Here is a 14,888-nt window from a genome sequence, read left to right on the forward strand (position 1 = left end):
CGTCCGAATCCGGGCGTGCCCGGACCGAATTCCGGTGGCGCGGAAAGTCAGTACCCGTCGTCGGGTGGGGGCTCGAAATCCCAGTCCGGCGGGGGTTCGTGATCGGCTGCGGGTGCTACTGCCGGTTGGGCAGCGGTGGCTCGGCCTGCGCTCGCCGGCCCATTCTCGGCCGCCCCGCCTCCTCCGGCCGTCACGACCTCGAGCACACCCTCGCCGTATTTGGCCCGCTTGTTCTCGCCGATGCCGCTGATGGCGCCGAGCTGGGCGAGATCGGCCGGTTTGCGGGCGGCGATCTCGCGCAGGGTGGCGTCGTGGAAGACGACGTAGGCGGGGACGCCCTGTTCCTTGGCGACCGACGCCCGCCAGGCGCGCAGCCGCTCGAACAGGTCGGCGTCGGCCGGGGACAGATCCGCGGCGGCGAGACGGGATCCCTTGGCCCGCGGGGCCTTGGCGGGCTTCACCCGCTCGGGCTCGCGGCGCAGCATCACCGTGCGGCCGGAGCGCAGCACCTCTCTGCTGGCCTCGGTGAGCGTGAGCACGCCGTACTCGCCGTGCACGGCCAGCAGGCCCTGGGCGAGCAGCTGGCGGATGACGCCGCGCCATTCGGTGTCCCGCAGATCGTTGCCGACACCGAACACCTTCAGCTCATTATGGTTGTGCTGCAACACCTTCGGGTTGGACTTGCCGATCAGGATATCGGTGATGTGCAAGGAACCGAAGCTCTGGCCACGCTCGTGTTTCAACCGCCACACGGCCGAGAGCACCTTCTGCGCGGCGACCGTGCCGTCCCAGGATTCCGGCGGATTCAGGCAGGTGTCGCAGTTGCCGCACGGCTCGCCGCTCTGCCCGAAGTAGGCCAGCAGCTGGGTGCGGCGGCACTGCACGGTCTCGCACAGCGCGAGCATGGCGTCCAGGTGCAGCTGGAGTTGTCTGCGGTGCGCGGCGTCGCCCTCGGAGTTGTCGATCAGCTTGCGCTGCTGCACGACGTCGTTGAGGCCGTACACCATCCACGCCGTGGACGGCAGCCCGTCGCGCCCGGCGCGCCCGGTCTCCTGGTAGTAGCCCTCCACCGATTTGGGCAGATCGAGGTGGGCGACGAAGCGCACGTCGGGCTTGTCGATGCCCATGCCGAAGGCGATGGTCGCCACGACGACGAGGCCGTCCTCGCGCAGGAAGCGGGCCTGATTCGTGGCGCGGGTCCGCGCGTCCAGCCCGGCGTGATACGGCACCGCCTCGACACCGTTGCGGGACAGGAACTCCGCGGTGCGCTCCACCGAATTGCGCGTCAGGCAGTAGACGATGCCGGCCTCACCCGGGTACTCGGTGCGGATGAAGTTCAGCAATTGCTGGTCGGGCTTGTTCTTCGGCTCGATGCGGTACTGGATGTTGGGCCGGTCGAAGCTCGCGACGTAATGTTCGGCGCCGGTCAGGTCCAGCCGTTCGGCGATCTCCTTGCGGGTGGCCTCGGTGGCGGTGGCGGTCAGCGCGATGCGCGGCACGTCGGGCCAGCGCTCGTGCAGGACCGACAGCGCGAGGTAGTCGGGCCGGAAGTCGTGGCCCCACTGCGAGACACAGTGCGCCTCGTCGATGGCGAACACCGCGACCTTGCCCTTGTCCAGCAGTTGCAGGGTGGAGTCGATGCGCAGCCGCTCCGGCGCGAGGTACAGCAGGTCCAGCTCGCCGGCGACGAACTGCGCCTCGACCGTGCGCCGCTCGTCGGGGTATTGCGTGGAGTTGAGGAACCCGGCACGCACACCGAGCGCGTTCAACGCGTCGACCTGATCCTGCATCAGCGCGATCAGCGGCGAGATCACCACGCCCACGCCGGGCCGCACCAGCGACGGGATCTGGTAGCACAGCGATTTGCCGCCACCGGTCGGCATCAGCACCAGCGCGTCGCCGCCGGAGACCACCTGCCCGACGATGTCGGCCTGTAGCCCGCGGAAGCTGTCGTACCCGAACACCCGACGCAAAACATCATGCGCCGCATCGGAATTCGCGCCCACACCGGGCTGGTCGACCACCGTCTCGAGCGTCTCCGGGGAACTCACCCTGGCCATCCTACGGATGCGCGCCGACAATGCGACCCCCCTCCGGTTCCCGCACCCCGTCCCGGTTCCCGCACCCCGCACAAGCTACGAAATCGGTGCGAGAACATGCGCGGGGTGCGCCAGCGGCCGCCACACCGTTGTCCCGTTCGAAAGCTCTTGGTATGAGCCCTATTCGCGGACGTAATAGCGCAGCGTGCCGTAGGCGGTGAGACCGGCGAAGACGATGCCGATCGGGAAAATCGTCATGGCGACGATGGTGATGTCGTCGCCGGTGATGCGCGGAAAGACCTTGGAGGCGAACAGGTCACCCAGCGCGCGGTCGATGACCAGCGGGCGGGCGGCGAGCAGGCCCAGGACCGCGAGCACCGAGCCGACGAGCGCGGCCGCCACCGCCTCCAGCAGGAACGGCAGCTGGGTGTACCAGCGGGTCGCGCCGACCAGTCGCATGATGCCCACCTCGGTGCGGCGGGTGAACGCCGCGATCTGCACCATGTTCGCGATCAGCAGCAGCGCGGCCAGCGCCTGCAGCACCGCCAGGCCGAACGCCGCGTTGCGCAGGCCGTCGAACAGGCTCACCAGCCGGTCCACGATCTCCTTGTCGTTGCGCACGAAACCGACGCCCTCGCGGGTCTGGAACTCCTGGAAGATGCGCGGATACTCCTCCGCGTCGGTCATTTTCACCCGCAGCGAGGCCGGCAGCGGCGACTCGCTCACATACGCCGCCAGCTCCGGCTGATCCTTGAAGGTCTTCTCCTTGGCCTCGTGGATGGCGTCTTCGCGGCTCAGGAACTGCACCGACACCACGCCGTCGGTCCGCTGTAGATCCGCCATCAGCGTCTTGCACGGATTCTGCGAGCAGTCCCGGTCGTTGGCCGACACGTCCTCGGTCAGGTACAGCCGGACCTCGAGCCGGTCCAGGAAGTACTGCTCGGTCTTGTCGGCCATCCGGACCGCCAGCAAGCCGCCGCCGAGCATGGTCAGCGACACCGCGGTGGTGAGGATCATCGCGATGGTCATGGTGACGTTGCGGCGCAGGCCGTTGAAGATCTCGCCGAACAGGAAGCTCGCGCGCATTACCGGCCCACCCCGTACACGCCGGTCGCCTCGTCGCGCACCAGGCGGCCGCGGTCGAGTTCCACCACCCGCCGGCGCATCGCGTCGACGATGTGGTTGTCGTGGGTCGCCATCAGCACCGTGGTGCCGACGCGATTGATGCGTTCCAGCAGCATCATGATGTCCTGACTGGTCTCGGGGTCGAGGTTGCCGGTGGGCTCGTCGGCCAGCAGCACCAGCGGCCGGTTCACGAACGCCCGCGCGATCGCGACCCGCTGCTGCTCACCGCCGGACAGCTCGCTCGGCAATCGGTCGGCCTTGCCCGACAGGCCCACCAGATCCAGCGCCTCCGGGACCGCGCGCTGGATGAACCTGCGGTTCTTGCCGATCACCTCCAGGGCGAACGCCACGTTCTGCTCCACCGTCTTCTGCTGCAACAGCCGGAAGTCCTGGAATACGCAGCCGATGCGCTGGCGCAACTTGGGCACCCCGCGCCCGGGCAGCCGGTCCACCCGGAAGTCCGCGACGATCACCTCGCCCGCCGTCGGCTTCTGGTCCTTGAGCAACAACTGCATGAACGTCGACTTCCCCGAACCGGACGGCCCGATGATGAAGACGAACTCGCCCTTGCCGATCTCGACGGAGACATTGTCCAGCGCCGGCCGTGTCGAGGTCGGGAAGGACTTGGTGACGTTCCGCAGGGTGATCACGAGCAGCCAGTGTAGCCAGCGGAGAACAGCCATTCGCCGTCGCGTTTGCGACGTATCCGGAGGGGGAAGGGCGTACCCTCCGCAAACGCGGCAGTCAGACGCGGCACGCCCGGGAAATGCCCCCTGTCACATTCAGGTCACCTGCCCGGCGACGTCGTCACGGCCGTCTGCGAAATGGTATTCGACAGCGGTGCGAAGCCGGCGTGCTCGGCAGTACCCGGCTTGACGAACACGTACAACACGAACGTGGCCACCCACACGGCGAGCAGGATCGCCGTGGACTTACGCGGTTTCACTCATACCCTCCCGGCGCAGTGCCGCGGCCACCCGTACGCGTAGTTCACGCCCCACCTCGAATTGTTTACCGGGCAAGGTTCGGGCAACCATTCTGATATTCATCTGGTCGACGGTCAGATCCTCCAGACCCATCACCGTCGGCTCGTCCAGCAGCAGCGATTTCAGCTTGTGATCCTGGAACGCCCTGGCGCCCACGGCGTGCAGGATCTCGTTGACCTTGGTGATGTCGGCGGTGGCGGGCACCGGCACATCGATCGCGGCCCGCGCCCAATCCTTCGACAGGTTGGTGACTTTCACGATCTGGCCGTTGGGCACCGTGATCACCTCGCCGTCCACGTTACGCAGGGTGGTGATGCGCAGCGTGACGTCCTCGATCGTGCCCTCGGCGGCGGTCGTCTGCCCGGTGACGGCGATGCTCACCACATCACCGAACCCGTACTGCCGCTCGGTGATCAGGAAGAACCCGGCCAGCAGATCCTGCACGATGCGCTGCGCGCCGAAACCGACGGCGGCACCGATCACGGCGGCGGGCGCGACCAGGCCGCCGAGCGGAAATCCGAAGCGCTGCACGACGGCCAGGGCCACCATGAAGTAGGCGATCGACAGCAGCACCCAGGTGAGCACCTGCGCCAGGGCGTGCCGATGCTTGGCGGCCTCCGAGCGCACCAGGGAGTCGCTGCTGCGGAACCCGGCATCGATGCGGCGCGTGACCCGGTCCCGGACGAACGTCGCGAGCCGGCTGAGCAGCACCGCGCCCACGATGAGCAGCACGATCTCCAGCCCGCTGCCGCGCAGCCAGGTGGTGAGCTGGGTACCGGTGGCGGCGGCAAGTTCGGTCGTCATCGGCCGGCCCTCCCCGGCGTGAACCGAATACCCCGAACGCCGATGCCCCGAGCCCTACCACCAAAATGCACGTCAGACAGGCTACTACGGCGCGTGCACTGCCCGATACGTCGTGATTGCGCCGTGATAGCAACGGCAGGACGAATTCCCGCTATTACTGTTCGGCGCCCTGCCGCATCCGCCAGCGGATTCCTTCCTCGATGAAGCTGTCGATATCGCCGTCCAGTACGGCGCTCGGGTTGTTCACCTCGTAGTTGGTGCGCAGATCCTTCACCATCTGGTACGGGTGCAGCACGTACGAGCGCATCTGGTTGCCCCACGAGGCGCCCTCGTTGGTCTTGAGCGCGTCCATCTGCGCGCGCTCCTCCAGCCGCTTGCGCTCCAGCAGCTTCGCCTGCAGCACCCGCATCGCCGAGATCTTGTTCTGCAGCTGCGATTTCTCGTTCTGGCAGGTGACCACGATGCCCGTGGGGACGTGCGTGATGCGGACGGCGGAGTCGGTGGTGTTGACGCTCTGCCCGCCGGGGCCCGACGAGCGGTAGACATCGACGCGGATATCGGACTCCGGCACGTCGATGTGGTCGGTGGTCTCCACCACCGGCAGCACCTCGACCTCGGCGAAGGACGTCTGGCGGCGGCCCTGGTTGTCGAACGGGCTGATCCGCACCAGCCGGTGCGTGCCCATCTCGACCGACAGGGTGCCGTAGGCGTAGGGCACCTTGACCGCGAAGGTGGCGCTCTTGATGCCCGCCTCCTCGGCATAGGAGGTGTCGTACAGCTCCACCGGGTACTTGTGCCGCTCGGCCCAGCGGACGTACATGCGCATCAGCATCTGGGCCCAGTCGGCGGCGTCCACGCCACCCGCGCCGGAACGGATGTTGACCAGCGCCTCGCGCTTGTCGTACTCGCCCGACAGCAGGGTACGCACCTCCATCGCCTCCACGTCGGCGTGCAGGGCGGAACGTTCGGCGTCGGCCTCGGCCAGCGCAGCGGTGTGGGCCTCGCCCTCCTCGCCCTCGGCCAGCTCGTAGAGCACCGGAAGATCCTCCAGGCGCTGGCGCAGCTCGGTGGCGCGGCGCAGCTCGCTCTGCGAGTGCGACAGCTCGCTGGTGACCCGCTGTGCGTGTTCCTGGTCGTTCCACAGCTCCGGATCGGCGGCCTGCTGTTCGAGCTCGTCGATCCGGCGGCGCAGCTCGTCGATATCGAGTACCGACTCGACGGTCTTCAGCGTGTTGTCGAGTTCGGCGAGATCAGCGGAGACGTCAGGATGCACGATGGTCCAATCTACCGGTCTCGCTCTGCGCCGCGAAATACGCCGAGGCCAGGGTGGATATCGTCGGCCGGGCGCGCGAGCACCGGTCAGCCCGATACGGCCCGCAAGCCTCCCGGACGGCGGCCGATCAGACCGTCCAGCGCGGCAGCGGTCCCGGCGTCGGCCGGGAGACCGACGAGAATGTGCTGGTCGTCGTCGGCGGACAGGTCCAGCCGCTCGTAGGCGAAACGCAACGATCCCGCGTCCGGATGGTTCATGCGCGCGATGCCGTTGGCGTCGGCGAAGCCGGGAATCCGCTCCAGGCGGCCGGTGAACTCCGCACCGACGGTGACGGTCAGCTCGTCGATCAGCTCCGCGACGTGCGAATCCGACCGATACGGGCCCTCCTTGAGATTCGCGACGGTCTTGTCGGCCCAGTGTTCCCAGTCCGGGTACGCGTCGCGGGCACGCGGATCGGTGAACAGGTAGCGCGGAATGCTGGCCGGCAACCCGCCGTCGAGCAGCCCGATCGGACCCAGCACCCGCACGTATCCGTCGGTGCAGGCCAGCACCTCGCCGAGGCGGTTGATCACGGCCGCGGGCGCCGGCGCGAGCTGGTCCAGCACGGCTCGTACGGCCGGGCGCACCTCCCGGTTCGGGGCGGCGCCGCCCAGGCAGTTGAAGCTCGGGTCGGCCCCCTTGACCAACCGGTACAGATGCACACGCTCGCTGGGCGGCATCCGCAGGGCATCGGCGAGCGCCGACACCACCGCGGTGGACGGGTGCCGGTCGCGCCCCTGTTCCAACCGGATCAGGTACTCGACGCTGACGCCGGCGAGGATGGCCAATTCGGCGCGGCGCAGCCCCGGCGTGCGGCGGCGCGTGCCGGCCGGCAGCCCGACGGCGGCCGGGGTGACGGCCTCTCGCCGGGTGCGCAGGAACAGGCCGAACTCGTTGTCGCTCATGGCCGGGCGCCGTCGCTCACGGCCCGGGGCCCTCCGCAGGATGTCCGCACCTACCGCACCTCGCTCGTCGTCCGGGTGCGCGGCAGGTTCCGCGGAGTACTACTCGGTTCGCTCGCCACGCTCCCCCTCGCTCGACGCTAGCAGCGCGGAGGCCGGGGAGGGTGTCCCTGCCACTACCACTCTCGCCGCGGGCTCCCTGACCGGCGCGGCGATCGGAAGAGTCGTAGCAAGCGATACGACAACCGCATCCGAAGGAGCCATGAATGACCAGCACCCCGCGTCTCGCCGTGCTCATCGCCAGCGTCCGGAACGGACGGTTCGGTCCGGTGGTGGCGAACTGGTTCGCCGAACAGGCCCGCAAGCACGGCGAATTCGACGTCGACGTGATCGACCTCGCCGAGGCGGACCTGCCGCTCGCGCTGCCGGCCACCTCGCCGAGGATCGAGCCGAATCCGACGCGACCGGCGGGCATGTCCGCCCTCACCCGCGGTCTCGAGCAGGCCGACGCGATCGTCGTCGTGACCCCCGACATCAATCGCAGCTACCCGGCGTCGCTGAAGTCCGCCATCGACTGGCATTTCACTCAGTGGGACCGCAAGACGATCGGTTTCGTCGGCTACAGCGGCATGAGCGGCGGTCTGTTCGCGATCGACCACCTCCGTGAGGTGTTCAACGAACTGAACGCGCACACGGTCCGCGAATACGTGTCCTTCCCCCGCTACTACCTGCTGTTCGACGCCGACGGCAAGCTCGCCGAACCGGCCGAACCGGAGGAGGCCGCCGCCGCGATGCTCGACCAGTTGCACTGGTGGGCAAGCGCATTGGCCGCGGCCCGGGTAGCCGACTGAGGAGTGGCCGGCATCCGTGCACGCCGCACCCCACAGGAGCGGTACACGGCCGTCACGATTACCGGCCGGATCGGATTCGGCAACGCGCTCGGCGGCCGGTGACCGCTCCGTCGGGCACGACAACCGCCGACGAACGCGCCGTCGCCGGTTGCGGTTTCGCGTGATGAGATGACAGTTCGCCGTCGACGAGGAGGCCGAATGAACACCATCGCAGTGACCGGGAGCGCATCGGGGATCGGTGCGGCCGTGGCCGCGCAGCTCGAGCAGGACGGACATCGAGTGATCGGCGTGGACCTGCACGATGCCGAGGTAACCGCCGACCTGGGCACCGCCGCGGGCCGGGCGCACGCCGTCACCGCGATCACCCGGCTCGCCGAGGGGCGGCTGGACGGTTTCCTGCCGTTCGCCGGTGTCGCGCCCACGGCCGGCCGCGCCGCCGGGCTGCTGGTGTCGGTCAACTACTTCGGGGCGATCGAGCTGTTGGAGGACCTGCGCCCGCTGCTGCGCGCGGCCGACGCCGCCTCGGTCGTGCTGGTGTCGTCGAATTCCACCACCACCCAACCGAATTGGCCGGTGGAGCTGGCCGACGCGTGCCTGGCCGGCGACGAGGAGCGCGCCCGCGGCCTGGCCGAATCGCTCGGCGATCTGGCCGCGCTGCACACCTACCCGGCCACCAAGGCGGCCCTGGCCTGGTACGCGCGCACCAAGTCGGCCGAGTACATCAAGGAGGGCATCCGGCTCAACGCCATCGCCCCGGGCTATATCGACACCCCGATGACGCAGGAGGGCACGGAGAACGAGCTGATCCGCGAGGGGATGAAGGGCTACCTCGCCGCCACGCCGATCGGCCGCGCCGGGCGACCGGAGGAGATCGCGAATCTGGCGGCGTTCCTGGTGTCCGACAAGGCCACGTTCTTCGTCGGCTCGGTGGTGTTCTGCGACGGCGGTATCGACGCCTCCTTCCGGGGCAGGGACTGGCCCGCCGTCTGGCAGGTCGGGTAGGGGGCGGCGGTGCGGCGCGCACCGGTTACCGTTGCGGCGTGACCGACTCCGCGGACCTCGAACTCGCCCTGCGCCTGGCCGACGCGGCCGACGCGATCACCCGCGCCCGGTTCGGGGCGCTGGATCTGAAGGTCGACAGCAAGCCGGATCTGACGCCCGTCTCGGACGCGGATCTGGCGGTGGAGCGGGCGCTGCGCGCGGAACTCGAACGCGAGCGGCCGGGCGATGCGGTGCTGGGCGAGGAGTTCGGCGGCGAGGTCGAGTTCACCGGGCGGCAGTGGGTGCTCGACCCGATCGACGGCACCAAGAACTTCGTGCGCGGGGTTCCGGTCTGGGCGTCGCTCATCGCGCTGCTCGAGGACGGGGTGCCGGTGGTCGGTGCGGTGAGCGCCCCGGCCTTGGCCCGGCGCTGGTGGGCCGCAACGGGTTCCGGCGCGTGGACCCGGTTCGAGCCGGAACCGCCGAAGCCGATCGCGGTCTCGGCGGTCCGCGAGATCGGGGCCGCGAGCTTGGCCATCTCCAGCCTGTCCGGCTGGCGCGATCTCGGCCTGCGCGACCGGCTCATCGACCTCACCGATGAGGTGTGGCGCACCAGGGGGTACGGCGACTTCTTCGGCTACTGCCTGCTCGCCGAGGGTGCGGTCGACATCGCCACCGAACCGGAGGTGTCGCTCTGGGACCTGGCGCCGCTGGACGTTCTGGTGCGCGAGGCGGGCGGGAGGTTCACGGCGCTCGACGGCAGTCCGGGGCCACACGGCGGTAGCGCAGTCGCCACGAATGGATTGCTGCACGACGAGGTTGTGGCGAAGCTGAGTCGCTGAAACCGGTTGCCGCGAGCCGTCTTCGAAGACCGAGCCGGAATTCTCCATACCCGGCATGCCCGACGCGGTCGTGCCGGCACCGTCGGGAGCTCACGCGGCGAGGCGGCATGGGTGTGCGGCGGCCGAAGCAACTCGAGGGCGCCCCATCGACCCGTTCAGTTCGTGAGATCACCGACGAGCACGGCGAGATCCTTGTTTTCCCACACGATTTCGACGGAGAACCCCGCCTCGCACAACCAGCTCACCTGGTCGGCGGCGCTGCTGGGAGTGTCGTAGTCGCCGTCGATCGGCGTCACCGTGTCGGCAGCGTCGTCGGGAACGACCAAGTCTCCCAAGACGAACCGGCCCCCCGGCGTGAGTTCCCGGGCCACCCGGCCGAACAGGTCGGCCTTGCCCGCGCCGTCCAGGTGGTGCACCGCCAGCGCCGAGACGACGAGTTCGAACGGCCCTCCGGGCAACGGGTCCTGTAGTCGGCTCACGCGTAGCTCGGTATCCGCCGGCAGCACCGAGCGGGCATGGTCGAGCATCGGGGCGCTGGCGTCCACACCGACCAATGTCGCCCCCGGATGCGCCTGCAGCACGCCGCGCGCCGTCACCCCTGTACCCGTCCCCAGATCGAGGATCCGCCCGACTCGGCCGACCCCGATCGTCGCATCACAGACGGCCGCCTGTAACCGCACGTACGCCGGAACCTCGGCGGCCATCAGCTCGTCGTAGGTATCGGGATCGAAATGAAACTGACCCATCGTCCGACACTATCGGCAGAGACCCTGCGGGTCGTATCAGCACCGGCCGTGCTCGCGTGGCGCTGTGGCGGAGATCGCCCTGTGTATGCTGCCGCTCGACGCATTTCTTACTCTGGAGTAAGATAGACTTACTCGAAAGTAGGAAGCTGGGACCCCCGATCACCCCCCACCCGAGAAGACTGGTGATTATGAGCACTCGAGACACCGCAACGAAGCGACGTCCGGATTCGGCCGTCGGGCTGAACCCGCAGAAGCGCGACATCATGGGCGCTGCCATGCGGTTCATGACCGCTCTCACCGGCTCCGAGCTGGCCGAGAAGTACAAACTGCGGGAGCCGATCAACCGACTCACCTACGAGGGCACCAAGACCGGCTTCCGCACGCTCGGCGCCGCCACCCGCGCCTTCACCAGGGTGTCCGGCGGCGGCAAGCCGAAGCGGTTGCCCACCAACGAGTCTCGCACCAAGGACTACTTCGACCTGACGCCGAGCGACGAGCAGCAGATGATCGTCGAGACGGTGCGCGAGTTCGCCGGGGAGATCCTGCGCCCGGCCGCCTTCGAGGCCGACAGCGCCGCCAAGGCGCCGCGCGATCTGCTGGAGCGCGCCGCCGAGCTCGGCATCACGCTGATCAACGTGCCCGAGGAGCTGGAGGGCGCGGCCGCCGAGCGCGGCGCGGTCACCAACACGATGGTCGCCGAGGCGCTCGCGCACGGCGACATGGGCCTGGCGCTGCCGATCCTGGCGCCCTCGGGTGTCGCGATCGCGTTGTCGCAGTGGGGTTCCGACGCACAGCAGAAGACCTACCTGGGCGCGTTCACGGGTGAGAACGTGCCGCAGGCGTCGGTGGTGATCAGCGAACCGCGCGCGCTGTTCGATCCGTTCGCCCTGCAGACCAAGGCCACCCGCTCCCCCAGCGGCTACCGCCTCAACGGCGTGAAGAGCTTCGTCCCGGCCGCCGGTGATGCCGAACTGTTCATCGTTGCCGCCGAACTCGACGGCCGCCCGGCGCTTTTCGTCGTCGAGTCCGACACCCCGGGCGTCGTGATCGAGGCGGACCCGAGCATGGGTCTGCGCGCGGCCGGGCTGGGCCGGCTGATCCTCGACAACGTCGCGGTGCCCACCGAGGCGATCCTGGGCGACGGTGACGCCGCCCAGCGCACCGAGGAGTACGCCGACGCGGTGCGGCTGGCCCGCCTGGGCTGGTCGTCCCTGGCCATCGGCACCGGCCAGGCCGTGCTCGACTACGTGATTCCGTACGTGAAGGAGCGCGAGGCGTTCGGCGAGCCGGTCGCCCACCGGCAGGCGGTCGCGTTCATGGTCGCCAATATCGCGATCGAACTGGACGGCCTGCGGCTCGTGACCCTGCGGGGTGCGTCACGCGCCGAGCAGGGTCTGTCCTTCGCCCGCGAGGCGGCATTGGCCCGAAAGCTGGCCACCGACAAGGGAATGCAGATCGGCCTGGACGGCGTGCAGTTGCTCGGCGGCCACGGCTACACCAAGGAGCACCCGGTCGAGCGCTGGTACCGCGATCTGCGGGCCGTCGGCGTCGCCGAGGGCGTAGTGCTGGTCTGACCCAACGACTTTCGACGGAGCCACTGCCATGATCAATCTCGAACTCCCCAAGAAGCTGCGGGCCAGCGCCAACCAGGCCCACCAGGTCGCCTCGGAGATCTTCCGCCCGGTCTCGCGCAAATACGACCTCGCCGAGCACGAGTACCCGGTCGAGCTGGACACCATGGCCGCCATGGTGGAGGGCCTGGCCGACTCCGGCACCCAGGACATCTCCGGCGCCAGCGGCGGCCGCAAGGGCAAGACCGAGGGCGAGAAGGGCGATTCGCACGCCACCGAGCTACTCGGAAACACCAACGGCGGCAACATGTCCGCGCTGATGAACGCCCTGGAGACGTCCTGGGGCGATGTCGGCCTGATGCTGTCGATCCCCTACCAGGGCCTCGGCAACGCCGCCATCGCCGCGGTCGCCACCGACGAGCAGCTGGAGCGGTTCGGCAAGGTGTGGGCCGCCATGGCGATCACCGAGCCGTCCTTCGGCTCCGACTCCGCGGCCGTATCGACCACCGCGGTGCTCGACGGTGACGAGTGGGTGCTCAACGGCACCAAGATCTTCGTGACCGCCGGCTCGCGCGCCACCCACATCGTGGTCTGGGCGACGGTCGACAAGACCAAGGGCCGCGCCGCCATCAAGTCGTTCGTGGTGCCGCGGGATGCCCCGGGGCTCAGCGTCGCCCGCCTCGAGCACAAGCTCGGCATCAAGGCCTCCGACACCGCCGAGTTGCGGCTGGAGGACTGCCGGATCCCGAAGAACAACATCCTCGGCAATCCGGAAGTCAACGTGGAGAAGGGTTTTGCCGGGGTCATGCAGACCTTCGACAACACCCGCCCGCTGGTCGCCGCGATGGCCATCGGCGTCGGCCGCGCCGCCCTCGAGGAGCTGCGCAAGATCCTCACCGAGGCCGGCGTGGAGATCGACTACGACCGCCCCGCCAACAGCCAGCACGCCGCCGCCGCGGAATTCCTTCGCCTGGAAGCGGATTGGGAGGCAGCCTACCTCCTGTCGCTGCGCGCCGGCTGGATGGCCGACAACAAGAAGCCCAACTCCCTGGAAGCCTCCATGTCCAAGGCCAAGGCCGGCCGCATGGGCACCGACGTCACCCTCAAGTCGGTAGAACTGGCAGGCGCCATCGGCTACTCCCAGCGCACCCTCCTGGAAAAGTGGGCCCGCGACTCCAAGATCCTCGACATCTTCGAAGGCACCCAGCAGATCCAGCAGCTGATCGTGGCGCGGCGGGTGCTGGAACTGAGCAGCGCCGAGCTGAAATAGGCTGTCGCACAACGAACCGGTGCGGGTCCATTCGGAACCCCGCACCGGTTCGTGCTCCTGATACAACCGGGTCTGTTCGATCGCTGGGCGTTGCCGACGGAGAATTCGACCGCCGCTGAACAACCTTCAGCGCAGTGCGGGATGCGTGGCCGCTGTCGGCAGATCGAATCTCCGCTGATCCATCCGGTCGGCTACAGATACCGCCGCAAGTTCGCCCAGCAGGACGGACTCGCTCGTCCAGCCCTGATCTTCGAGTCTCGATGCTATCCAGCTCGGCACATGCTCCAGCGGTCGGCGTCCGGACGCTGTGCTCAGGACTGTGGTGTCGGTCCGGGACCGGTCCCGCCGTGGGCGGGTTAGCTTCGCGGCATGAATCCGCTTCGGCGACCGCGACTTTGGGTGCGGGTCGTGTCCGTTCTCGTACTCGGCGTCGCGCTCTGGGTGCTCCTGGTTTCGAGAATCGTGCTGTACTACGTGGGCGACACGGGAGGGCCCTTCGATATTCGTGCCAAGTACGCGTGGGGGCGGGGTACCAGTGATCAGGTCATGATCTTGCCGAGTGCGTGGCCGGCGGACGAAGGTGTGCCGGTCGATCCGCGGAGTGTGCTGGTCACCAGCGTTCGGCTCAACTGCGACACCGTCTTTACTTCCGGCGGGCGCGAGCAGGCCAGCCCCGGAGGGGAGGTGGCCTGCTCGCGCGTCGAGTCGCCGCGGCGGATCGGTGGCATCGGGCTCGGCGTGCTCGGTATCGCCGGGCTGGTCGTCGCTGCGCGGCTGCCGTCGAACCGCGTCGCCGGGGAGCGCTCGTAGTGGCTACTCGGAGCGGCCACGGCATTCCGGTCGTGGCCGCCGATGCCGTTGCCTACCCGGCCTTCTATGAGCGTCGCCGACCGCCCCTGGGCGCGGCGACGGGCTCGTCGCGCCGCTCGGCCTCGTCGGCGCTGTCGGCGGAGTCGTCGTGCGTTGCGAGTTGGTGTAGCAGCGTGCGCAGGGTTTCGCCCTGTCGTGGGGTGAGCGGGGCGAGGAGGGTGGCTTCCATTCCGCGCAGGCGGTGCCGCGCGTCGGCCAGAACGGCCAGGCCCTCCTCGGTCAGCTCGACGCGGCGGACACGCCGGTCGGCGGGGTCGGGTCGGCGTGCCACGAGGCCGGCCGACTCGAGGTCGTCGAGCAGGTAGGTCATCACCGTGCGGTCGAGGCCCAGGTACTGGGCGAGCGCGAGCTGGCTCCTCGGCCCGGCCTGCTGCGACGCCATGAGTACCTGGTAGCCGCGCGGGCCGCCGGGCAGATCGGCGAGCAGTTCATCGGTGAGGTGCCGGTACCGGCGCACGACGGCGAACAGCGTCCAGCCGAAATCCGTCTCGACATTCTCCGGTGTGGTCACCGCCTCATCCTAGCTCGGTATGCAGTACGGAATATGATCTGTTGACAAGAACATCTGTACACCAGAACATATCGGTAG

At 68.7% G+C, this 14,888-nt stretch carries 15 protein-coding genes; 6 read left to right on the forward strand and 9 right to left on the reverse strand.

The genetic code is table 11. The features are described 5' to 3' along the window. Window positions 1–47 precede the first annotated feature (47 nt). From recQ to D892_RS0101795, 7 genes are all read right to left on the reverse strand, one after another. Window positions 48–2,024, reverse strand: coding sequence for a DNA helicase RecQ (gene recQ / locus D892_RS0101765; RefSeq protein ID WP_036567858.1), 1,977 nt, complete (start codon window positions 2,022–2,024; stop codon window positions 48–50). A 195-nt stretch (window positions 2,025–2,219) separates the two neighbouring features. Continuing rightward, window positions 2,220–3,125: a permease-like cell division protein FtsX gene (ftsX, locus tag D892_RS0101770; RefSeq protein WP_024799603.1), complete on the reverse strand. Its 906-nt coding sequence runs from the start codon at window positions 3,123–3,125 to the stop codon at window positions 2,220–2,222. Next, window positions 3,125–3,814, reverse strand: a complete 690-nt coding sequence (gene ftsE / locus D892_RS0101775; protein ID WP_024799604.1) for a cell division ATP-binding protein FtsE — start codon at window positions 3,812–3,814, stop codon at window positions 3,125–3,127. Before ftsE ends, ftsX begins: the two co-directional genes overlap by 1 nt. Before the next feature lie 137 nt (window positions 3,815–3,951). Continuing rightward, entirely contained in the window at window positions 3,952–4,110 is a 159-nt protein-coding gene (locus tag D892_RS46285; protein ID WP_156959325.1) for a hypothetical protein, read from the reverse strand. Further along, entirely contained in the window at window positions 4,097–4,954 is an 858-nt protein-coding gene (locus tag D892_RS0101785; RefSeq protein ID WP_024799605.1) for a mechanosensitive ion channel family protein, read from the reverse strand. Before D892_RS0101785 ends, D892_RS46285 begins: the two co-directional genes overlap by 14 nt. A 154-nt stretch (window positions 4,955–5,108) precedes the next feature. Next, the gene (gene prfB, locus D892_RS0101790; RefSeq protein WP_024799606.1) at window positions 5,109–6,227 is read right to left on the reverse strand and encodes a peptide chain release factor 2; all 1,119 of its coding nucleotides are present in this window, start codon (window positions 6,225–6,227) and stop codon (window positions 5,109–5,111) included. 86 nt (window positions 6,228–6,313) lie between these two features. Then, a complete protein-coding gene (locus D892_RS0101795) occupies window positions 6,314–7,171 on the reverse strand; it encodes a helix-turn-helix transcriptional regulator (protein ID WP_024799607.1) in 858 nt (285 codons plus the stop codon). Between the two features lie 263 nt (window positions 7,172–7,434). Here D892_RS0101795 and D892_RS0101800 point away from each other — a divergent pair, with 263 nt between their 5' ends. The 3 genes from D892_RS0101800 (at window position 7,435) to hisN (ending at window position 9,842) form a co-directional block, all read left to right on the forward strand. Further along, window positions 7,435–8,019: an NADPH-dependent FMN reductase gene (locus D892_RS0101800; protein ID WP_024799521.1), complete on the forward strand. Its 585-nt coding sequence runs from the start codon at window positions 7,435–7,437 to the stop codon at window positions 8,017–8,019. A gap of 198 nt (window positions 8,020–8,217) precedes the next feature. Continuing rightward, the gene (locus D892_RS0101810; RefSeq protein ID WP_024799608.1) at window positions 8,218–9,021 is read left to right on the forward strand and encodes an SDR family oxidoreductase; all 804 of its coding nucleotides are present in this window, start codon (window positions 8,218–8,220) and stop codon (window positions 9,019–9,021) included. A gap of 38 nt (window positions 9,022–9,059) precedes the next feature. Continuing rightward, window positions 9,060–9,842: a histidinol-phosphatase gene (gene hisN, locus D892_RS0101815; protein WP_024799522.1), complete on the forward strand. Its 783-nt coding sequence runs from the start codon at window positions 9,060–9,062 to the stop codon at window positions 9,840–9,842. 155 nt (window positions 9,843–9,997) lie between these two features. On the opposite strand, the gene D892_RS0101820 is transcribed toward hisN, so the two are convergent. Further along, window positions 9,998–10,588, reverse strand: a complete 591-nt coding sequence (locus tag D892_RS0101820) for a trans-aconitate 2-methyltransferase (protein ID WP_024799523.1) — start codon at window positions 10,586–10,588, stop codon at window positions 9,998–10,000. Window positions 10,589–10,770: 182 nt separating this feature from the next. Here D892_RS0101820 and D892_RS0101825 point away from each other — a divergent pair, with 182 nt between their 5' ends. From D892_RS0101825 to D892_RS0101835, 3 genes are all read left to right on the forward strand, one after another. Next, window positions 10,771–12,162, forward strand: a complete 1,392-nt coding sequence (locus D892_RS0101825) for an acyl-CoA dehydrogenase family protein (RefSeq protein ID WP_084160883.1) — start codon at window positions 10,771–10,773, stop codon at window positions 12,160–12,162. Between the two features lie 28 nt (window positions 12,163–12,190). Further along, entirely contained in the window at window positions 12,191–13,429 is a 1,239-nt protein-coding gene (locus tag D892_RS0101830; RefSeq protein ID WP_024799610.1) for an acyl-CoA dehydrogenase family protein, read from the forward strand. 408 nt (window positions 13,430–13,837) lie between these two features. Next, complete coding sequence (locus D892_RS0101835; protein ID WP_156959333.1) at window positions 13,838–14,239, forward strand: hypothetical protein; 402 nt, start codon at window positions 13,838–13,840, stop codon at window positions 14,237–14,239. A gap of 64 nt (window positions 14,240–14,303) precedes the next feature. On the opposite strand, the gene D892_RS0101840 is transcribed toward D892_RS0101835, so the two are convergent. Then, on the reverse strand, window positions 14,304–14,810 hold the full coding sequence (locus D892_RS0101840; RefSeq protein WP_024799612.1) for a MarR family winged helix-turn-helix transcriptional regulator: 507 nt from the start codon (window positions 14,808–14,810) through the stop codon (window positions 14,304–14,306). Window positions 14,811–14,888: the final 78 nt, after the last annotated feature.

The sequence above is a fragment of the Nocardia sp. BMG51109 genome, from assembly GCF_000526215.1.
Classification (GTDB): Bacteria; Actinomycetota; Actinomycetes; order Mycobacteriales; family Mycobacteriaceae; genus Nocardia.